The 20,452-nt window shown below is 72.8% G+C and carries 15 protein-coding genes; 7 read left to right on the top strand and 8 right to left on the bottom strand.

All coding sequences use genetic code 11. The annotated features are described in order from the left end of the window. The first annotated feature begins 47 nt into the window (after positions 1-47). The 6 genes from EV374_RS11285 to EV374_RS11260 are packed head-to-tail and all read left to right on the top strand — an operon-like array spanning position 48 to position 5,767. Positions 48-893 (top strand): 3-hydroxyacyl-CoA dehydrogenase NAD-binding domain-containing protein, encoded by an 846-nt coding sequence (locus EV374_RS11285; RefSeq protein ID WP_132234331.1) that lies wholly within the window; start codon positions 48-50, stop codon positions 891-893. Between the two features lie 10 nt (positions 894-903). Next, on the top strand, positions 904-1,158 hold the full coding sequence (locus EV374_RS11280) for an acyl carrier protein (RefSeq protein ID WP_132234329.1): 255 nt from the start codon (positions 904-906) through the stop codon (positions 1,156-1,158). A gap of 7 nt (positions 1,159-1,165) precedes the next feature. Next, entirely contained in the window at positions 1,166-2,317 is a 1,152-nt protein-coding gene (locus tag EV374_RS11275; RefSeq protein ID WP_207914063.1) for an acyl-CoA dehydrogenase family protein, read from the top strand. Beyond that, positions 2,314-3,378 (top strand): HAD-IIIC family phosphatase, encoded by a 1,065-nt coding sequence (locus tag EV374_RS11270; RefSeq protein WP_132234327.1) that lies wholly within the window; start codon positions 2,314-2,316, stop codon positions 3,376-3,378. The genes EV374_RS11275 and EV374_RS11270 overlap by 4 nt, the downstream gene beginning before the upstream one ends. Next, positions 3,375-4,160: a thioesterase domain-containing protein gene (locus EV374_RS11265; RefSeq protein ID WP_207914056.1), complete on the top strand. Its 786-nt coding sequence runs from the start codon at positions 3,375-3,377 to the stop codon at positions 4,158-4,160. Before EV374_RS11270 ends, EV374_RS11265 begins: the two co-directional genes overlap by 4 nt. Next, the gene (locus EV374_RS11260; protein ID WP_486485699.1) at positions 4,157-5,767 is read left to right on the top strand and encodes an acyl-CoA synthetase family protein; all 1,611 of its coding nucleotides are present in this window, start codon (positions 4,157-4,159) and stop codon (positions 5,765-5,767) included. Before EV374_RS11265 ends, EV374_RS11260 begins: the two co-directional genes overlap by 4 nt. A 63-nt stretch (positions 5,768-5,830) precedes the next feature. On the opposite strand, the gene EV374_RS11255 is transcribed toward EV374_RS11260, so the two are convergent. The 7 genes from EV374_RS11255 to EV374_RS11225 form a co-directional block, all read right to left on the bottom strand. Beyond that, positions 5,831-9,595 carry an SDR family NAD(P)-dependent oxidoreductase gene (locus EV374_RS11255; RefSeq protein ID WP_132234325.1) on the bottom strand — a complete coding sequence of 1,255 codons (3,765 nt, stop codon included), beginning with the start codon at positions 9,593-9,595 and terminating at the stop codon, positions 5,831-5,833. Between the two features lie 54 nt (positions 9,596-9,649). Next, entirely contained in the window at positions 9,650-10,411 is a 762-nt protein-coding gene (locus EV374_RS11250; protein WP_132234323.1) for an ABC transporter permease, read from the bottom strand. Beyond that, the gene (locus tag EV374_RS11245; RefSeq protein ID WP_207914054.1) at positions 10,401-11,297 is read right to left on the bottom strand and encodes an ABC transporter ATP-binding protein; all 897 of its coding nucleotides are present in this window, start codon (positions 11,295-11,297) and stop codon (positions 10,401-10,403) included. The genes EV374_RS11250 and EV374_RS11245 overlap by 11 nt, the downstream gene beginning before the upstream one ends. A 20-nt stretch (positions 11,298-11,317) precedes the next feature. Further along, positions 11,318-13,810, bottom strand: coding sequence for an AfsR/SARP family transcriptional regulator (locus EV374_RS11240; RefSeq protein WP_165947758.1), 2,493 nt, complete (start codon positions 13,808-13,810; stop codon positions 11,318-11,320). 80 nt (positions 13,811-13,890) lie between these two features. After that, positions 13,891-15,108: a pyridoxal-dependent decarboxylase, exosortase A system-associated gene (locus EV374_RS11235; RefSeq protein WP_132234317.1), complete on the bottom strand. Its 1,218-nt coding sequence runs from the start codon at positions 15,106-15,108 to the stop codon at positions 13,891-13,893. Next, a complete protein-coding gene (locus EV374_RS11230; RefSeq protein ID WP_207914052.1) occupies positions 15,105-16,694 on the bottom strand; it encodes an acyl-CoA ligase (AMP-forming), exosortase A system-associated in 1,590 nt (529 codons plus the stop codon). The genes EV374_RS11235 and EV374_RS11230 overlap by 4 nt, the downstream gene beginning before the upstream one ends. Continuing rightward, complete coding sequence (locus EV374_RS11225) at positions 16,687-16,941, bottom strand: phosphopantetheine-binding protein (protein ID WP_132234315.1); 255 nt, start codon at positions 16,939-16,941, stop codon at positions 16,687-16,689. The genes EV374_RS11230 and EV374_RS11225 overlap by 8 nt, the downstream gene beginning before the upstream one ends. A 340-nt stretch (positions 16,942-17,281) precedes the next feature. Here EV374_RS11225 and EV374_RS11220 point away from each other — a divergent pair, with 340 nt between their 5' ends. After that, positions 17,282-18,361, top strand: coding sequence for a LuxR family transcriptional regulator (locus tag EV374_RS11220; RefSeq protein WP_132234313.1), 1,080 nt, complete (start codon positions 17,282-17,284; stop codon positions 18,359-18,361). A gap of 28 nt (positions 18,362-18,389) precedes the next feature. Here the strand turns inward: EV374_RS11220 and EV374_RS11215 are convergent, their stop codons facing one another. Continuing rightward, positions 18,390-20,255, bottom strand: coding sequence for a condensation domain-containing protein (locus EV374_RS11215; RefSeq protein ID WP_165947757.1), 1,866 nt, complete (start codon positions 20,253-20,255; stop codon positions 18,390-18,392). Between the last annotated feature and the right edge of the window lie 197 nt (positions 20,256-20,452).

Below are 20,452 nucleotides of genomic sequence, written 5' to 3'. Positions count from 1 at the left end.
GGGTGCTCGGCAAGTTCAGCCAACCAGGGTACGGAAAGGGAGAAGTCATGACCGTCATCGGCGTAGTCGGCGCCGGCGTCATGGGCGTCGGAGTGGCACAGAATCTGGCCCAGTACGGGTACGAGGTCGTCCTGGTCGACCGGACCGAGGAGATCCTCGCCGGGGCCCGGGCCGTGATCGCCCGCAACTGCCGGATGAGCCGGCTGATGGGCGGACCGGCGCTGGACCCGGACGCCATCCTGGCGAGGATCACCACCGCGGTGGGGGTCGAGGCGTTGGACAAGGCTTCGGCCGTGATCGAGAACGTCACCGAGAACTGGGACATCAAGCGCGAGGTCCACCAGCGCCTCGACGAGGTGTGCCCGGCGGAGACGGTGATCATCGTGAACACCTCGGCGATCCCGATCACCCGGGTCGCCGCGGTCGGCAAGCACCCGGAGCGGGTCATCGGGGTGCACTTCATGAACCCGGTACCGGCCAAGCCGGTGGTGGAGATGATCCCCGGCTTCCACACCTCGGCGTCGACCGTCGAGCGCACCCGGGAGCTGCTGAGCGGGATGGGGAAGAAGGCGGTCGACGTCAAGGACGCCTCCGGCTTCGTCTCCAACCGGGTGCTGATGCTGACCGTGAACGAGGCGGCGTTCCTGGTCCACGAGGGCGTCGCCACCGCCGAGTCGGTCGACGAGGTGTTCCGGGGCTGCTTCGGGCACCCGATGGGTCCGCTGGAGACCGCCGACCTGATCGGCGTCGACACGATCCTCTACAGCGTCGAGGTCCTCTACGAGCACTACGCGGACAGCAAGTACCGCCCGTGCCCGCTGCTCAAGCAGATGACCGACGCCGGACTGCACGGCCGGAAGACCGGCCGTGGCTTCTACAACTACGAGAGCTGAGGACGACACCATGTCGGAGACGGTCAACATCCAGATCCTGTCCTTCATCCAGGGTCGCTTCCCGCAGGCGCAGATCGGCGAGACCGACGACATCTTCGCCTGCGGCTACATCAACTCGCTCTTCGCCATGGAGCTGGTGATGTTCCTCGAGAAGACCTTCGAGTTCACGATCCCGAACGACGAGCTGAGCATCGACAACTTCCGTACCGTCAGCGCGATGACCGCGCTGGTGGACCGGCAGCGTCGCGGCGTGACGGTCGGGTAGTGCGGCGATGACGAGTCTCATGCAGGCGCCGCTGCTGCTGACCGGACCGGTGACCCGGGCCAGCACCCGTGCCTTCGTCGACGAGCACATCTCTCCGTACGCCGACGCCTACGACCGGGCTGGCGCCATTCCCGAGGAACTGCTGGAGCGGATCGGCGACGCCGGGCTCTGGGCGCCGTTCCTGCCCCCGGCGGTCGGCGGCGCCGGGCTGGACCTGGTGACCCTCGGCGAGGTGCACGAGGAGGTGGGCCGGGGCTGCTCCTCGGTACGCAGCCTGCTCACCGTGCACACCATGGCCTCCTGGGCGGTGCAGCGCTGGGGCAACGCCGAGCAGTTGGCGCGTTGGGGGCCGGAGTTGGCCAGCGGGCGTACCCTCGGGGCGTTCTGCCTCTCCGAGCCGGGCGCCGGCAGCGACACCTCCAACCTGGCCACCACCGCGGTCGCCCGGGGCGGCGACTGGCTGCTCAACGGGGTGAAGACCTGGACCACCGGTGGCCAGCGGGCGGACCTGTTCCTGGTCTTCGCCCGGACCGCGTCGAGCATCGTGGCGCTGCTGGTGCCGCGGGACACCCCCGGGGTGTCGGTGCGGCCGATCCACGACATGCTCGGCACCCGGGCGTCGATGCTGGCCGAGATCACCTTCACCGACGTGCTGCTCGGCCGGGAAGCCCAGCTCGGCCCGAGCGCCTTCGCCTCCGGGATGGTGCTCACCGGCACGCTGGACCTCGGCCGGTACAGCGTCGCCACCGGCAGCGTCGGCATCCTCCAGGCATGCCTGGACGCCTGCGTCGGCTACACCTCCCGCCGCAGGGTCGGCGGCTCGCCGCTGCGCGACCTGCCGCTGATCCAGGCGAAGATCTCCGACATGGTGACCGACGTCCGGGCGGCCCGGATGCTGGTCGCCGAGGCCGGCCGGCTCAAGGACGCCGGTGACGCCTCGACCATCATGGCGACCTGGGTGGCGAAGTACTTCGCCTCCACCGCCGCCGCGCGGCACGCCGCCGAGGCGGTCCAGGTGCACGGCGCCAACGGGTGCAGCCCGGAGTACCCGGTCGCCCGCTACTACCGGGATGCGAAGGTCATGGAGATCATCGAAGGCAGCAACGAGATCCAACGGATGACCATCGCCGGCGAGGCCTACCGGGGGTGGGCGGCATGAGCGTGCTGGCGCAGGCCCCGCCGACCAAGCCCAAGCAGGGCCGCATCAAGTGCGTGGTCTGGGACCTGGACCACACCGTCTGGGACGGGGTGCTCCTGGAGGACGGCGAGGTGACCGTCCGGCCGGCCGCGGTCGAGCAGATCCGCGCGCTGGACGCGATGGGCGTGCTCAACTCGGTGGCCAGCAAGAACGACCACGAAGCGGCCATGGCCAAGCTGCGCGAACTCGGCCTGGACGAGATGTTCGTGTTCCCCCGGATCGGCTGGGACGCCAAGTCCGAGTCGATCCGGCAGATCGCCGCGAAGCTCAACCTGGGCCTGGACGCGTTCGCCTTCGTCGACGACCAGGAGTTCGAACTGGCCGAGGTGGCGTACGCGCTGCCCGAGGTGACCTGTGTGGACGCCGCCGACATCGAGCAGGTGCTGACCGGGGTGGAGTTCCGGCCGCGGTTCATCACTGACGAGTCGGCCCAGCGCCGGGGCATGTACCAGAGCCAGCTGACCCGCGACGAGGTGGCCGCCGACTTCGTGGGGACCAGCGAGGAGTTCCTCGCCACCCTGGACATGACCTTCACCATCGAGCCGGCCCGGCGGGAGGACCTGCAGCGCGCCGAGGAGTTGACCGTCCGCACCAACCAGCTCAACTCGACCGGCAAGACGTACTCCTACGACGAGCTCGACGCGCTGCGCGAGTCAGCGGACCACCTGCTGCTGGTCGCGACGCTGACCGACCGGTTCGGCTCGTACGGCAAGATCGGCGTCGCCCTGGTGGAGAAGAGTGAGCCGGACTGGCGGCTGCACATGATCCTGATGTCCTGCCGGGTGATGTCCCGGGGCGTCGGCTCGGTGCTGCTCGGCCACATCATGAGCCAGGCGAAGGCGGCCGGGGCCGGCCTGCGGGCCGACTTCGTGGAGACCGGCCGTAACCGGATGATGCAGATCACCTACGCGTTCAGCGGTTTCCGGGAGATCAGCCGGGACGGTTCGCACCTGGTGCTGGCGGCGAACCTGGACAACCTGCAGGAGCCGCCGGACTACGTCCGGATCGAGGTGCCGCGGTGACCGGGACGGTCGACGACACCCGGCTGCGCCGTTGGCTGCCGTTCGGCATGTCCGACGGCGACGTGCGGCTCTACTGCCTGCCGCACGCCGGCGGGTCGGCGTCGGCGTACCGGCCCTGGTTCGGCCGGTTGGGGCCGGTGGCGGTCTGCCCGGTGCAGCCGCCCGGCCGGGAGACCCGGCTGCGGGAGGAGCCGTTCACCGGGGTGGAGGCGCTGGTCGGCGAGCTGGCCGAGGTGGTGCTCACCGAGGACGACCGGCCCTGGGCGGTCTACGGACACAGCCTGGGCGCGGTCGTCGGGTTCGAGCTGGTGCGCGAGATCCGCCGGCGCGGCGGCCCGGACCCGGTGCACCTCTTCGTCTCCGCCAGCCCGGCACCCGGCACGCCGGACACCGACCCGCAGGTGACCGGGCTGGACGACGAGCAGGTGGTGGCGATGCTGCGCCGGCTCGGCGGTACACCGGACTGGATGCTGGCCGACCCGAGCGTACGGCGGATGATCCTGCCGCCGTTCCGCGGCGACTTCGCGCTCAAGGAGAACTACCGGTACCGGACCGAGCCGCCGCTGCGGGTGCCGATCACCGCGATCGCGGCCAGCCACGACCCACGCGCCAGCGCGGTGTCGATGCACGGCTGGCGCGAGGAGACCACCGGGCGGTTCCGGGCGCACAGCATCGGTGGTGGACACTTCGCCGTCCTCGAACAACCCTCGGTGACCCACCGGTACATCGGCGCGGCGCTCGGTGTGCTCGCCGGCGCCGGGCCGGTGGGAGGGACCCCGTGAGCACGGCGCAGACCGCGACGCGGTCGCCGCTGCCCGAGCGGTCGGTCGACGATCCGCCCCGGCCGGCCCCGGTGCCGGCCGGGGCGTCGCCCCGGGTGCTCGCCGAGTGGTTCGACCGGGGGCTGCGGATCGACCCGACGGCCGAGGCGCTGCGGGTCGACGGGCACAGCTACAGCTACCGGTGGCTGCACGAGCGGGCGTTGGCGCTGGCCGGCGACCTGGTCACCACGGCCGGCGCGGCGCCGCGCCGGGTCGGACTGCTGGCCAGCCGCACCCCGCAGGCGTACGCCGGTCTGCTCGCCGCGGTCTACTCCGGTGCGGCGGTGGTGCCGCTGCACCCCGACTTCCCGGCCGAGCGGACCCGGCAGATGATGGCGGCGGCCCGGCTGGACACGCTGATCGTGGACGAGTACGGCGAGCGGGTGCTGCCCGAGTTGGCCGCCGAACTCACCGACGTGGTGGTGGTCCGCGAGCCGGGTGGCACCCCGCTGACCGCGCCCCGGCAGGTCGGTGCCGACGAGATCGCCTACATCCTGTTCACCTCGGGCTCCACCGGCCGGCCCAAGGGCGTACCGGTGCTGCACCGCAACGTCGACGCGTACCTGCGGTTCGTGCACGACCGGTACGGCTTCACCGCCGCGGACGTCTTCTCCCAGACCTTCGACCTGACCTTCGACCTGGCGATGTTCGACCTCTTCGCGGGGTGGGGCAGCGGCGGCACGGTGGTCACCGTCCCGCCCACCTGCTACGCCAACCTCGCGGAGTTCCTGACCGAGCACCGGATCACCGTCTGGTTCTCCTCGCCCAGCGTGGTCGCGCTGGCCCGCCGGCTGCGCCGGCTGGCGCCCGACGCCTTTCCCGGCCTGCGCTGGAGCCTGTTCTGCGGGGAGCCGTTGCTCGCGCACGACGCCGCCGACTGGCAGGCCGCCGCACCTGGCAGCCTGGTGGAGAACCTGTACGGCCCGACCGAGCTGACCATCTCGTGCAGCGTGCACCGGTGGGACCCCGACTCGTCGCCGGCCCGCTGTGTCAACGACGTGGTGTCGATCGGCACCATGCATCCGGGCATGCGCCACCTGATCCGACCGGTCGCCCGGGAGGCGGCCGACGACGCCGGGATCGAGCTGCCCGGCGCCACCGCCGGTACCATCGGTGAGCTGTGCGTGACCGGGGACCAGATGTTCCCCGGTTACCTCGACCCGGCCGACGACGAAGGCCGGTTCCTGCGCCACGGCGGCGAGCGCTGGTACCGCACCGGTGACCTGGTCCGGCCGATCGGCGGCGGCGAGCTGGCCTACCTCGGCCGGGTCGACCACCAGGTCAAGATCCGTGGGGTACGGGTCGAACTGGCCGAGATCGAGTGCCGGCTGCGCGCGCTGGACGGCGTCCAGGACGCGGTCGCGGTGGTGGTCGACGACGTGCTGGTGGCGTTCTGCGTGGGGGTACGCCGTCCGGCCGCCGTGCTGGCCGGCGAACTGGCCGCCACCCTGCCGCGCGCACTGCTGCCCCGGCGGTTCGTCTTCCTGGCCGAGTTTCCGCTCAACACCAACCGCAAGACCGACCGTCGGGCGCTGGCCGCGACCGCCGCCGAGCTGGTCGGCAGCTGACCCGGCGAGCGAGGGGGGCACCGGCAGACCGCCGGTGCCCCCTCCCTTGGTTCAGCCTGACTGTTACTGATCCTGCCCGACCAGGGCGGCCAGCTGGCGGACCGTCGGGTACTCCACCAGCGCGGTGACCGGCAGCTGCGCCGAGACGTTGCTGCGCAGCTTGGTGGCGAGCGAGATGGCGATGAGCGAGTGTCCGCCCAGCTCGAAGAAGTTGTCGGTGGCGCCGACAGTCTCCAGGCCGAGGGTGGCCGCCCAGATGTCGGCGATCGTGCGCTCCACCCCGGCCTCCGGTTCGACGTACGGGGTGGCCAGCGTGGGCCGGGGATGGCGCTCGCGTTCGACCTCCTCGGCACCGCCGGCCGCCGGGTCGTTGGTGACCCACTGCGCGATCCGGGCCTCGATCGGACCCGTGGAGATCACCAGGTGGCCGACGTGCCCGACGGCGGCGAGGGCCCGACCGAAGACGTCGACCCCCTCGGCCGGCGACATCTCGTACTCGCGGACCGTCTGCCCGCTCATCCCGTCCGGTCGGCTCGGATCGATCGCCCAGGTGTCCCAGTCGACGGTGATCCAGCGCCCCTCGCCACGCAGCCGGGCCACCCGGGCGTACGCGTCGAGGCCGGCGTTCGCCGCCGAGTACGGTCCCAGCGCGATCCCGCCAAGCACGGCGGAGACCGAGGACAGCGTGATGCGCCGGTCCGGGGCGTGCTCACCGAGCACCGCCTGGAGCACGTGGAAGCCGTGGATCTTGGCGTTCAGGTGCGCGTCGCAGGACGCCCGGTCGGAGAGGTGGGCCAGCCCGAAGTGCTCCGGGCTCTGGATGCCGGCCGCGTGCACCACCACGTCGATCCCGCCGAACTCGGACACCGCGGCGTCGACCACCTCGCGCATCCGCGCCTCGTCCCCGACGTCGGCGGCTGTCGCGAGCACCGCGGCGCCCTGCCGCTCCAGGTCGAGGATGTTGCGGATGTGCCGGGCGACCCGGTCATCGCCGTCCTTCCGCGCCGGCCACTGCTCGCGTGGCGGCAGCGCGGTCCGGGCGGTGAGCACCAGTCGGCAGCCGTAGCGCTCCGCCAGGTGCCGGGCCAGCACCAGTCCCACGTCGCCGAGCCCGCCGGTGATCAGCACGGTGTCACCGGCGCTGACGATCGGCCGGTCCGCCGTCGGGGCGGGCAGCGGGTGCGGTCGGTAGTGCCGGGACCAGGCGTCGCCGTCCCGGACCGCGACGGGCCCCTGGTGCGGGTGCACGCTGGCGGCGAGCGCCTGCTCGACGTCGACGGTGCCGGCCACGTCGACGTGCCGGCAGGCCAGGAACGGGTTCTCCTGGGCCAGGCTCGGCGCCAGCGCGGCCAGCGTGGCGTGCTCGGGGTGGCGCAGATCGGCACCGAGCACCCCGAGCGCCCCGGAGGTCAGCAGCACCAGCTCGGTCGGCGGGGTGTCCGGGTCGTCGGCCAGCGCCCGCACCAGGGCGAGCGCGGAGCGGAATCCCCGGTCCTGCTCCCGCTCGAAGTGCTCGCCGCCGGTGCTCTCGGGGGAGCCCAGGCTGAACCCGTGCACGATGGTGCGCGGGGCGACGAAGAGGGCACGGACCAGCTCGGCCAGGTCGTCCGGCGCGTCCGCGCGGACGGTGAAGTCGCCGGCCTCGTCCTGCTCGAACGCCTCGCCCGGCCGGGCCGCGCAGACCTCGGCGCCGGCCTCGGCCAGTCGGGCGAGCAGCGCCTCGCCGCGCACGTCGGCGGTGAGCACCAGCCACGGGCCGGCGGCGCGCAGCCGCTCGTCCAGGTCGGCGGTGTCCAGCGGGCGCGGTGTCCAGGTCGGCAGGTAGGTCCACTCCGCCGGGTCGTCGACGCGGCCCTCGACCGGCCGGGCAGCAGTGGCCTGCGCCGGGCGGGGCTTGACCCAGTAGCGGCTGCGCTGGAACGGGTAGGTCGGCAGCTCGACGCGCCGGCCGGCACCCAGGTGCAGCGCCGCCCAGTCCACCGTCGCCCCGGCCAGCCAGAGCTGGGCCAGGGTGGTCAGGACCCACTCGGCGGCGACCTGCTCCCCGGGGGCGACGAGCACCTCGACCGGGCTGGCGGAGCCGGCCGGCTCGCCGGTCAGCACCACCCTGAGCCGGGCCAGCCCGGTGCCGAGGTCGGCCAGCACGCTGTTCCGGTCGGTGCCACGCGTTGCGCCGTCGGCCGGCAGCAGCGGGCCGACCGCCGCGGACAGCTCGGCCCACCAGGCGTCCGGTACGCCGTCACCGGCGCGTAGCAGCACCGCCGGATCGCGCCGACGGGTCTCGCCGTCGATCCACCGGCCGGCGTCGGCCAGGGCCGCGATCGCGTCGTCGCGGTCCCGGCAGACCACCGCCCGGCGCAGCGCGAAGCGCCCACGGGACACCTGGAGGGTGTAAGCGACGTCGGCGAGGTCGGCCTCCGGGTGCTGGACCAGGTGCTGGCGCAGCCGGTCGGTCAGCGCTTGCAGCGCGGTCGGGTCAGCGGCGGAGAAGGTCAGCAGCTGCGGACCGGCCGCCGCCCGGGGGGTACGCGTCGGCGCCTGCTCCAACACCACGTGCGCGTTGGTGCCGCCGAGCCCGAACGAGCTGACCCCGGCACGGCGCGGATCGGGCCCGGCCGGCCAGGGGCGGGGCTCGGTGAGCACGGTGAACCGGTCGGCCGCCGCGGCGAGCGTCGGGTTCGGTGCGGTGTAGCCGGCGACCGCCGGCAGGATCTCGTGCCGCAGGCTCAGCGCGGCGCGCATCAGGCCGGTCACCCCGGCCGCGCGGTCCAGGTGCCCCACCGACGGTTTGACCGAGCTCAGCACGCACGGGGTCGGCGGGGTCGCCTGGAACACCCGGCTCATCGCCGCCAGCTCGATCGAGTCGCCCAGCGGCGTGCCGGTGGCGTGGCACTCGACGTAGCCGATGGTCTCCGGCTTCACGCCGGCGACGGTCAGCGCCGTCTCGATCACCTCGGCCTGGCCCTCGACGCCGGGCGCGGTGTAACCCACCCGCTCCGGGCCGTCGTTGTTGACCGCCGAGCCGAGGATGACCGCGTGGATGACGTCGCCGTCGGCGAGCGCGTCGGTCATCCGCTTGAGCGCCACCACCCCGACGCCCGAGCCCATCACGCTGCCGTTGGCCGCCGCGTCGAAGCTGCGCACCCGGCCGTCCGGGGAGAGGATCCCGCCCTGCTCGTAGCGGTAGCCGGCGGGCTGGGGCAGCGGCAGGAAGGCGCCACCGGCGAGGGCCACGTCACAGTCGTAGGTCAGCAGGCTCTGGCAGGCCAGGTGCACCGCGACCAGCGAGGTGGAGCAGAACGTCTGCACGGTCACGCTCGGCCCGCGCAGGCCGAGCTTGTACGAGACCAGCGAGGTGAGCGAGTCCCGCTCGTTGCCGACCGCGAAGAGCAGGCCCTCACCGGGCTCGTCGACCATGTGCGCGACGTTGTTGATCATGTAGTCCGGGAACGCGCAGCCGGCGAAGACACCGACCCGGGCGCCCGGGTCGACCGGCTGGTAGCCGGCGGCCTCCAGCGCCTGCCAGGAGCACTCCAGGAAGAGCCGGTGCTGCGGCTCCATCGTCTCGGCCTCGCGCGGGCTGAAGCCGAAGGCGCCCGCGTCGAACAGGTCGAGGTCGTCGACCGGGCCACCGACGCGTATGTAGTCCGGGTCGGCGGCCCGGGCCGGGTCGACGCCGGCGCGGGTCAGCTCCTCGTCGGTGATCGGCCGCAGCCCGGGCACCCCGTCGCGCAGATTGCGCCAGAGTTCGCCGACGTCGGCCGCCCCCGGAAAGCGCCCGGCCATACCGATGAGCGCGACCGCGGAGTCGTAGTCAGTTTCAGTCACGATGACCTCCAGGTACACCGGATCGGGGGTTCGGACGGATTGCTCGGGTGCCGCTCACATCAGCCGGCTGCGGCCCCAGCCCCGAGCGAGCCGCCAGCAGGCCAGCCCTCCGGCGACGAGGGCGATGCCCAGGCAGACCAGTGCCGGGCGGAGCATGCCGGCGGGGTCGCTGTCGACCGCGGCACGCAGCATCGACATGGCCCAGTAACCGGGGGAGACCGGCGCGACGTGCTGCGCCCAACCGGGCATCAGCGACACCGGTACCAGCGCGCCGCCCAGCGCGCTGACCATGATCGCCCCCAGGTCGGAGGCGACGCTCAGTTCGCCGCGGCTGCGTACCACGGTGGCCAGGGCGGCGCCCACCGCGAGCAGGGTCAGTCCCCAGATGCCGACCGCGAGGGCCAGGTAGCCGACCGCGGACGGCCGGGGCAGCGGCAGCCCGACGACCAGGCAGCCGAACGCGAACAGCACGGCCTGCTGCAACAGCAGCAGGACGAGCACCGGACCGGTCTTGCCGAGCAGCAGCTCGACGCGGCCGGCCCGGCTGGCCCGCAGCCGGTCCCAGGTGCGCCACTCCCGCTCGACGAGGATCGAGTTGCCGACGATCGACAGCGCGAAGACCGAGAACATCACCAGCGGCCCGGTCACCGCCTGCAGCGTGCCGCTGTCCAGCGCCTCCTCGTAGAGCGGCTTGAGCACCAGCATCAGCACCATCGGCAGGGCGATGTAGCTGATTAGCTGGGCGGGGTCGCGCAGCCGGAGCACGGCGTTGTGCCGGACCAGCAGGCCGGTACGGCGAAGGGCGTCAGTCGACATCGGTTACCGCCAGCGAGTGGTAGAGGTCGTCAAGATCGGGACGGCGCAGCTCGACGGACTCGACCTGACGGTCCGTGCCCTTCAGCAGCTCCACCAGGGCGGTGGTGGGGTCGGTGGTGGAGACCTGCACCACCTCGTCGGCGAAGGTCACCCGGACCTCGCCAGGCAACCCCTCAAGCAGCTCCACGCTGCTGCCGCGGGCGATGATCCGGCCGCGTCGGGCAACCGCGATACTGGCCTGCAGGTCGGTGAGTTCGTTGAGGTAGTGAGTGGTGTAGATGACCGCCGCCCCCTCGCCGGCCCGCTGCTTGACCACGTTGAGCAGCGCCTGCCGGGTCTCCGGGTCGGCACCCGCGGTCGGCTCGTCGAGCAGCAGCAGCGACGGTCGGTGGATCAGGGCCACCGCGGCCTGGGTCCGGCGTTGCTGCCCGCCGGAGAGCACCCCGACCGGCCGGTCCAGGAACCCGGTCAGGTGCAGGCCGGTGGCGAGGTCGTCGATCTCGGTACGCAGCGCCTGGCGTCGCAGGCCGGCGATGCCGCCGAAGAGCCGCAGGTGCTCCCGGACGGTGATCGGCGGGTACAGCGCGATGTGCTGCGGCGAGATGCCGATCTGCCCGCGCGCCTGGGTGGGGGTCCGGCCGTCGACCAGCACCACCCCGCTGTCCGGCCGGATCAGGCCGGAGACCACCTCGACGAAGGTGGTCTTGCCGGCACCGTTGTGTCCGACCAGTCCCACGATCTCGCCCCGGGCGACAGTCAGGCTGAAGCCGGCCAGCGCGGCCACGTCGCCGTAGCGCTTGGTGACCTCGATCGCCTCCAGCGACGTCCACTCCTGATCCTGGTGCCGGGCCGGCGATCCGACCGGCTGCGCCTTGATCGTGCTCACATCAGCGTCCCTTCCCTGAGTCATTGGTCCTCCGCCATGCCGCTGGCCAGCCCGAACTGGTGCTGCCGGAACGGGATGCGGCCGACCGCGACCCGGTGCTCGGGATGCCGGTCGTCCCGACGCGGCGCCCGGGTGTCGGGCACCAGCTGCGCAGGCCGGCTGCTCATCCGGTGCACCGCACTCAACGAGCGCAGCGTGATCGCCCGCCAGTCCAGGGCGCCGAGCTGGTCGAACGCCTCCAGGGCCACCTCGTGCCGGGCCGCGGCACGGTCCAGCCGCTGCTCGCAGAGGTCGAGCCGGCCGAGCCCGTACAGCATCACCGCCTCACCGAGTCGGTCCTCGGCCCGCACCGCGGCCTCCAGGGCGCAGAGGTTGCTCTCCCGCCACTCGCCGAAGCGGGACTGCGTCTCGGCGAGCGCGGCGACGGCGGCGGCGAGGTTCCAGCAGTAGGCCACCTCGCCGGCGCGGGCGGCCTGCCGGACCGCGGCCAGCAGCGCGGTGCGTTCCCGCTCGTACCAGGCCAGTGGATCGGTCAGCGCGGCGTCGACGAGCGGCTCGGCCAGCGGCCAGACGGCCGCGGCCGAATGGCGGGCGATGCGGTGGCCGCCCTGCCGTACCCGGGCCTCGTCGGCCAGGAGGAGCCACCCGCCGAGCATCCGTCGGATCACGGCGGCCCGGTCGGCCGCGCTGCTCTCGGCCAGCGACAGGTCGCGGGCGTGCAGCCGGACCAGGTCACGCAGTCGGTAGCGGGTGGCCCCGCCGGTGCCGCTGAGCACGTCGACCAGCCGGGCGTCGATGAGGGTCTCCAGTACCTCGGCGGCGGAGTCCGCGTCGAGCTGTAGCAGCGGGGCGGCCACCCAGGCCGCGAAGGTGTCGGTCTCCAGCTCGCCGAGGTGCCTGAACAGCAGCTGTGCCGCCGGCGGCAGGGCGTCGTAGGTCCCCCTCAGCCCGGCCCGTACGTCGAGGCCCTGGTGGACCAGCCCACCCAGCCGCTGCCCGGGCTCGACGAGCCGGGCGGTGAGCTGTCCCAGGCTCCAGTGCGGCCGGGCGGCGAGCCGGTTCGCGGCGATCCGCAGCGCCAGCGGCAGACCACCGCAGAGCTCGACCAGCTCGAGGGCCTTGCTCGGCTCGGCGGCGACCCGGTCCCGGCCGACCATGGCGGCCAGCAACTCGATGCCGTCGTGGGCGTCGAGTCGGTCGATCTCGAAGACGTGCGCGCCGGGCAGCCACGCCCGGCGGGCCCGGGTGGTCACGATCAGCCGACAGGCCGGCGTACCGGGCAGGAGCGGGCGGGCCTGCGTCGGGTCGGTGACGTCCTCGATCACCACCAGCATCCGCCGGTCGGCGAGGGCGCTGCGGTAGAGCGCCTCCCGGCCGTCGAGGGTCTCCGGAATGGTCGACATGGGGAAGCCGAGCGACCGGAGGAACCGCTCCAGCACCTCGGCGGCGCCGTCCGGGCCGGGCGGCATCCGGGCGTAGAGCTGGCCGTCGGGAAACTCGCCGGCCAGCGCGTGTGCGGTCTCGATGGCCACAGTCGACTTGCCGACCCCGACGAAGCCGGTGATCACCGCCACGTCGAACGAGTGGCGGTTGCGCCCTGTGCCGGTTGCGTCGCCGAGCCGGTGCCGCAACAGGTGCAGCATCTCCGCGCGGCCGGTGAAGTCCGGCGTCCGGGCCGGCAGCATCCGGGGCACCGGCATCCGTAACTGCGGCCCGGGCCCGGCCGCCACCGGCGTCGCCAGCTGGTCGGCGCCGGTCAGGATGGCCAACTCCAGCCGGTGCAGCGCCGGGCTCGGTTCGAGCCCCAGCTCGTCCACGAAGGTCTTGCGCACCGCCTGGAACGTGGCCAACGCCTCGGCCTGCCGACCGGACCGGTGCAGCGCCCTCATCAACTGGCCGGCCGGTCGCTCGCGCAGCGGGTACTCGGCGACCAGGGCCCGGATCTCGCCTATCACCTCGTGGTGCAGGCCCAGGTCGAGTTCGGCCTCGATGCACTCCTCGAGCACCTCGACCCGCCGTTCGGCGATCCGGACCAGCTTCGCCCTGACCGCGTCGCTGTCCACGTCGCAGAGCGGCTCACCGCGCCACAGGGCCAGCGCGGCGCGGAACGCCGTCCGCGCCGCCTGCGGATCCCGGGCCACGCCGGCGGCCCGCCCCCGGGCGACCAGGTCGGCGAAGACGTGCAGGTCGAGTTCGCCCGGCGTCAGGTCGATGAGGTAGCCGGTGCCCTGCATCCGGATGCGCTCGCCGAGCCCGGCCCGGGCCAGCGACCGGCGCAGTACCGACACGGCGGTCTGCACCTGGGCCCGGGCGGTGGTGGGCGGCGTCTCGCCCCACACCGCGTCGATCATCGACTTCAGCGCCACCACCTGGTTGGGGCTGAGCAGCAGCAGCGACAGCACGACGCTCTGCCGGCGCGCGGTCACGGTGACCGGCTCATCGCCCTGCACCTGCAACGGTCCGAGGACCCGGAAGCAGAGCGGGCCGCGCTCGTCGTCTTCCTGCCTGACCAATTGATCCACCTGCCTCATTCAGCGGTACTGCGACGACGACGGTTCGGAGTGTCGGGCTGCGGCGGCGTGCGGGCGCGCGTTCAGAGCAGGACCTCGGTCGGCGGTGGATGGCCGAGGAACGCGGTCGGGCTCGCGGTCAGGCCGTACGCGCCGGCCTGGAAGATCGCGATCAGGTCGCCGGGCTCCGCCCGGGGCAGGGACACGTCGTTGCCGAGCAGGTCCAGCGGGGTGCAGAGGCAGCCGACCACGGTGACCGTCTCCTCCGGCGCGGCGTCGAACCGGTTGGCCACCGCGAGCGGATAGTTGCGCCGGATCACCTGGCCGAAGTTGCCGGACGCGGCGAGCTGGTGGTGCAGCCCGCCGTCGACCACCAGGAAGGTCTTGCCGCGGGAGGTCTTCCGGTCGACGACCCTGGTGAGGTAGACACCGGCCTCACCGACCAGGTAGCGGCCCAGCTCCACGGCCACCCGGGCGTGCGGCAGGTTCGGGCGGATCCGGGTGTCGAGCAGGTCGGCCAGGTTCTCGCCGATCGGGGCCAGCTCCAGCGGCTGGTCCCTGGCCGAGTACGGGATACCGAAGCCGCCGCCGAGGTTCAGGTAGCGGACCGGTGCCGGGGTCAGCTCGGCCAACGTGAGGATCATGTCGACGGTGCGACGCTGCGCCTCGCAGATGTTCTCGGCGTGCAGGTTCTGCGAGCCGGCGAAGACGTGGAAGCCGTGGAAGTCGATCTCGTCGACGGCCAGCTCGGGCAGCAGGTCGGGGACGGACTCGACGTCGACGCCGAACTGCTGCGGACCGCCGCCGAGGCGCATGCCGGAGGCGCGTACCGCGAAGTCGGGGTTCACCCGCAGCGCCACCCGGGCCTGGATGCCGAGGGTCTTGCCGACCTCGCGGAGCCGGGCGAGTTCGCCCGCCGACTCCAGCTCGATCAGGACACCGGCGGCGACCGCCCGGGTGAGTTCGTCGGTCGTCTTGCCCGGCCCGGCGAAGCTGACCTGCTCGGCCGGCATCGGCGTGTCCAGCGCGTGCCGCAGCTCGCCGGCGGAGGCCACGTCGAAGCCGTCGACCAGGCCGCTCAGGTGGTGCAGCAGCGCGGGCATCGGGTTGGCCTTGACCGCGTAGCTCAACCGGATGCCCGGCGGCAGCGCGGCGCGGACCGCCGCGACCCGCTCGGAGACCAGGCGGCGGTCGTAGGCGAAGAACGGCGTGCCGCCGACCCGGGCGGCCAGCCGCTCCACCGGTACCGTGCCCACGGTGAGCTGGCCGCCGGTGGCGGTGAACCCGACCGGCGCGCTCACGAGCCGGCCTCCACCAGGCGGCGCAGCTCGACCCGGTCGAACTTCCCGTTGACCGAGCGGGGCAGCTGCGGCAGTACGACGGTCCGCTGCGGCAACATGTACGTCGGCAGGTCGTGCGCCAGCGACTTGCGTAGCACCTCGGTGTCGCAGTCGCCGCCGACGACCAGCACCACCTCGTGCCCGAGCCGTTCGTCGCCGACGCCCAGCGCCACCGCCTCGCTCACCAGCCCGGTCGCGTAGGCGGCCTCTTCGATCTCGGTGGGGCTGACCCGGTAGCCGGAGGTCTTGATCATGTCGTCGGTACGCCCGACGAAGTACAGGAAGCCCTCGGCGTCGCGGTAGACGGTGTCACCGGACCAGACCGCCATCTCCGGCTGGATCGCCGGGTCGGCGCCGGGGGTCGGCCGAAACCGCAGCGCGGTGCGTGCCGGGTCGTTCCAGTAGCCCCGGGCCACCAGGGCGCCCCGGTGCACCAGCTCGCCGTGCTCGCCGGGCGCGCAGTTCGTGCCGTCCGGCCGCACCACCAGGATCTCGGCGTTGCCGATCGCCTTGCCGATCGAGTCCGGTCGACGGTCCACCTCGTCGGGGTCGAGGTAGGTGGAGCGGAAGGCCTCGGTCAGCCCGTACATCAGGTAGGGCCGCGCGTTCGGCAGCAGCGCGCGCAGCCGGGTCAGGGTGGCCAGCGGCATCCGGCCACCGGTGTTGGCGAAGTAGCGCAGCCCGGCACCGGCCTCCGCCGGCCAGTCCAGCGCCGCCAGCTGCATCCACAGCGGAGGTACGCAGGTCAGCGCGGTCACCCGGTGCCGGGCGCAGAGCCGCACCACGTCCCGCGGTACCAGGTAGTTGGTCAGCACCACGTGCGCGCCGACGATGAACGAGGTGGTCAGCTGGCTGAAGCCGGCGTCGAAGCTGAGCGGCAGTACCGCCAGCACCGTGTCGTCGGCGGTGTGCCCGAGGTAGCCGGCGACGCTCGCCGCGCCGGCCAGCACGTTACGGTGCGACAGCACCACCCCCTTCGGGCCGCCGGTGCTGCCCGAGGTGTAGAAGATGGCCGCGATGTCGGTGTCGATCACCACCGCGCCGTCCGGTACCCGGTCGGCGGCGGTCGCCGCCAGCCGTTGCCAGTCGGTGATCCGCCAGCGCCCGGCGGGCCCGGTGACGGCGTCGGCGCCGACGAGCACGATGTCGGTGACCGAGGTGCTCTCGCTCAGCGCGGCGCGTACGGTCTCGAACCGCTCGGCCGTCGTGATCACCATGCGGGCCGTGCAATCGGCCGTGACGTGCGCCAGGTGCCGTGCCTTGAACAGCGGGTTGACCGGGACGAACACCGCGCCGGCCGCCGAGATCGCCAGCATCGCGACGACGGTCTCGATCCGCTTCTCGGCGTACACGGCGATCCGGTCACCGCGGCGTACTCCCAGCTCGTGCAGTCCGCGGGCGACCCGGGTGACCCGGTCGGTCAGCTCGCGGTAGTCGATCGTCTCCGACCTGAAGGTGACTGCGGGCCGGTCCGCCGCGCCGTACCGGGTCAGCTGGTCGACGCGGACCAGTGGAGTGCCGGGAGCGGCGGTGACCAGCTCACTCACCGGTGACCGTCTCGACGGTGACGAACTCGGCGACCGTCGTCCACAGCGACCCGACCGTCGCGAACGTCTCCTCGGTCAGCCGCTCGTCGGGCATCTCCAGGCCGTACCGGTCCTCCAGGTCGGCCAGCAGCTGCACCACGCCCATCGAGTCGAGGCCGAGGGCCGTGAGGTCGTCGGTCGGGGCCAGCTCGCCGCCCTCGGCGTACGGAAGGTGGGGGAGCAGCGTCTCCTGGAATGAGCGAGGCATGTCCGCGTTCGTCACCGTGGTCCCTCTCGATCGCTAAGCGTCGTCGCGACGCGTCGGCCGGCCACCTGCCTGGACCGGATGGCGGGCCCGGCCCGCCGACGGAGGAACCTCATCACGGCGCTCTCTCAACCTGCCATCGTCCGGCTCTTGGTCCGGCTGTCGTCGTGGGTCGTCCGGTCGCCCCGGTGGTGCCGGTGATAGCGGGATGAGAGCGACGGTGCCGCACGGCCGGGTGGCGCGGTGCGCGAGTGAGGTTGGCGTGATTGCCGCTGCTGTCACCGTGGAGCCCGCGGCGGTGAACCGCCAGCGGAACTCGGGAAACATGACCGGGAGGCAGCGGATGTCGACAGAGGCTCTGTCGCGGATCAGTTGGACGCCCCGCTTCGGCGGACGCCTCGTCGAGGACGACGGCATCGACGCCCAGGATCGCGTGAACGCGCAGTGCATCGAAGTGTATCACTATATAGTGCGACACGGCGCGATCGTGCCGTCCGGATTCGACCGGGTGGCGGTGGAACTCGGCTGGACCGGACACGAAGTGGTCTCGACGATCATGCAGCTCGTCGAGCTGCGCCTGTTACGTACCGACGGCGCGGTCGGCGGCCGGTTGGTCCCGGTCGACCCGCAGTATGCCGCCACCCTGCTGGTCTCACCGATCGAACGCGCGATCTACCAGCAGCGGGAGCTGGCCGACCAGCTGCGCGAGCGGATCGACTCGATCGCCGGCGCAGGGGACTCCGCCGTGGTGCCCGGCGGCTCGATCGACCGGCTCGAAGGCGTGGCGGAGCTGCGCGGCCTGCTCAAGCAGGCCGCTGACGTGTGCCGCGACGAACTCGTCGTGCTGCGGCCGAGCCACGACGACGACGAGGTGCTCGACCGGCTCCTCGAAGCCTGTCACGGCGTGTTCGACCGGGGCGTCTCCGTCCGGATCATCTCGCCGCACCGCAGCCGGGCCGGTTTCGCCTCCCGGGCCAAGTCCCGGCGGTTGATCGACGGCGGCGCGGCGATCCGGACCATCAGCCAGGTCCCGCAGGCCTCGGTGGTCTTCGACCGCTCGCTCGCGGTGGTGTTCGGGACGTCCGCCGACGGACTGCTGCCCACGGGGCACCGGGTCCGCGACGAGAACGTGGTGCGGTACCTCATCGAGATGTTCGACCAGCTCTGGGAGGGCGCGGCACCGCTGGCCGCGGACGAGGCCGGCTACGCCGACGAGGTCGCCGACGACCTGCAACGCTCGATCGCGCTGCTGATGGCCCAGGGCCTCACCGACGAGGCGGTGGCCCGCCGGCTCGGGATGTCGGTGCGCACCTGCCGCCGACACATCGCCGCGCTGCTGCGCAGTCTCGGCTCGGTCAGCCGCTTCCAGGCCGGCGTGCAGGTGGCCACCCGCTTCGCCACCGGGTCCCCGCTCGGCACCTGATGCCCGCCGCACCGGCGCGGGGACCGGCTCAGCCCACCCGGGTCAGCCGGGCTGCCAGCGTCCGCAACGGCCGGGCGCTGGCCAGCTGATCCGGCGTGATCCCGGCCCAGCCCCGCTCGCGTAGCGCGGACAGGGTGCGGGGCACCCGCAGAGCCCGGCCGCCGGCGGCCGTGTAGCTGTCCGAGCCGTCCACGGCGGCCAGCTCGTTGACCAGGGCGACCACCTCGGTGAGCAGTTCCTCGGCGGGCCCGGGCGACCGGCCGCCGGCCGTCGTCGCCGGGCGATCGAGGTCGGCGTGCGCGTCGGTGTCGACGTCCCCGGCGTCGACGAGCTCCCACCGGTCCGGGCAACGCACCGCCGGCCGGTCGTACATCGTGCCGAGGACATGCGTGCGCAGTTCGGCCGGGGTGAGCGGAGCCCGGGTCCGTACCCGGGCGACCAGCTCGCCCGCGCGCACCCGCACCCGCGCGTCGACCACCGCGGGATGCGAGCGCAGCGCGGCCCGGGTCGCCTCGACGCACACCGCGTCCGACCCGACCCGGACCAGTTCGCGGTGGGCCGGCGGGGCGAATCCCAGCTCCTGGGCCGCCTCGCTGGCCCGCAGGTCCACCGAGGGGTCGCGGTGCGCCTCGATCAGCCGGACATGACCGCGCAGGAACCGCTCCACCGCCTCGGCGGGCAGCACCGCCGACTGGGCGTGCAGGGCCACCGTCACCCCGTCGCGCCACTCGTAGATCCCGAGGTAGCTGTCCGAACCGGCCTGCGCCCAGGCCGCCGGCGGGGTGTTCCAGGCGAACCGGTCCCGGCGGGCTCCGCAGGAGCGCGGGGCGTAACTGAGGAAGTTCACCTCCGAGGCGATCCGCACCGGCTGGCCGCGCCGGAAGCTCTCGGCCGCGATCAGCTCGGCGATCTCGTCGTACGGCACGTAGGCGTGCCGCTGCGCCTGCTCCACCCGCTCCGCCGTGCGGCGCAGCAACTCGCTGAACGGCGGATCGTCGGCCAGCTGCACGGAGACCAGCGTAGGGGAGAACATGCACGTCATCACGGACATGTGCTGGCTGGCCGCGCGGTGGCTGGTGAGCCAGCTGAACGGGACCGACGCCTCGCCGGTGTAGCCGGCGGTGAGCAACGCGTAGCCGGCCAGGTGGACGGCCGACGGCCAGCAGCCGTGCCGTGCCGCGATCTCCCGGCTCGCCGCCAGCAGCCCCGGTGAGGTGATCGACGCGCTGAACGCGGTGCCCGGCCCGGGGGCGGCGGACCGCCGGGAGGCGAAGACGTCCGCCGGCAGCCGCTCGATCTCCCGGCGCCAGTGCGCCAGCTCGACGGCGTTCGCCGCGGCGTCGCGGTTCGACTCCTGCCGGGCGAGGTCCACCGGCTGGTGCGCCACCGGCGGCAACACCGCCCGGCGGCGGGCGGTGATCGCGGCGAGCATCGCCTCGAACTCGCGACGGAAGGTGTTCAGGCTCCAGTCGTCGAAGGCGATGTGGTTGAGCACCACCACGAGGCGCCGGGGCCGGCCACCGGTGGTGACCACGCAGGCCCGGATCGGCCAGTCCCGGGCCAGGTCGAAGTCGGCGACGGTCAGCTCCGCGACCACCGCGGCCGGGGCCGGGGTGCCGTCCGACTCGGTCGACACCAGCCGTACCGGCAGTGGTGCGGGCGGTTGGACCCGCTGCTGCGGCCAACCGGCCGGATCGGCGAGGATGACGGTACGCAGCGCCTCGTGCCGGCGGACCAGGTGGTTGATCGCGGCGCGCAGATCGGCGACCGAGATGCCCTCCGGCAGCGGGCAGTTGGCGACGATGTGTGCGTCGTGCCGGCTCCCGGCGGGTACGTGCTGGTACCGGAGCCAGTGGTAGCGCTGGCCCCAGCAGAGATTCGCGCTCTTCTCCACAGAAACTGACTCCTCTTCCCGCGTTCGTCCGCCCATATGATCGGCCGCCGGAAACGTTTCGGCTAGTCAGTGCCGGTGACAATAATTGACGGCAAAGAGCTGCCATCGGGTGGCGGCGGGCATTTTCCCCGGCACTATTGACACCGGGTGACCCGGTCGGCAAATCTCTGCGTACCGATCCAACAGGCTCGGGAAAC

The organism is Micromonospora sp. CNZ303 (genome assembly GCF_004345505.1).
Note: the sequence above shows the minus strand (reverse complement) of the source record. Positions and strands in the feature narration are given on the sequence as shown.

Bases quoted from the DNA above. Each gene is read 5' to 3' on its own strand.
- EV374_RS11285 (WP_132234331.1), top strand. From the start codon at position 48: ATGACCGTCATCGGCGTAGTCGGCGCCGGCGTCATGGGCGTCGGAGTG.
- EV374_RS11280 (WP_132234329.1), top strand. From the start codon at position 904: ATGTCGGAGACGGTCAACATCCAGATCCTGTCCTTCATCCAGGGTCGC.
- EV374_RS11275 (WP_207914063.1), top strand. From the start codon at position 1,166: ATGACGAGTCTCATGCAGGCGCCGCTGCTGCTGACCGGACCGGTGACC.
- EV374_RS11270 (WP_132234327.1), top strand. From the start codon at position 2,314: ATGAGCGTGCTGGCGCAGGCCCCGCCGACCAAGCCCAAGCAGGGCCGC.
- EV374_RS11250 (WP_132234323.1), bottom strand. From the start codon at position 10,411: ATGTCGACTGACGCCCTTCGCCGTACCGGCCTGCTGGTCCGGCACAAC.
- EV374_RS11225 (WP_132234315.1), bottom strand. From the start codon at position 16,941: ATGCCTCGCTCATTCCAGGAGACGCTGCTCCCCCACCTTCCGTACGCC.
- EV374_RS11220 (WP_132234313.1), top strand. From the start codon at position 17,282: ATGTCGACAGAGGCTCTGTCGCGGATCAGTTGGACGCCCCGCTTCGGC.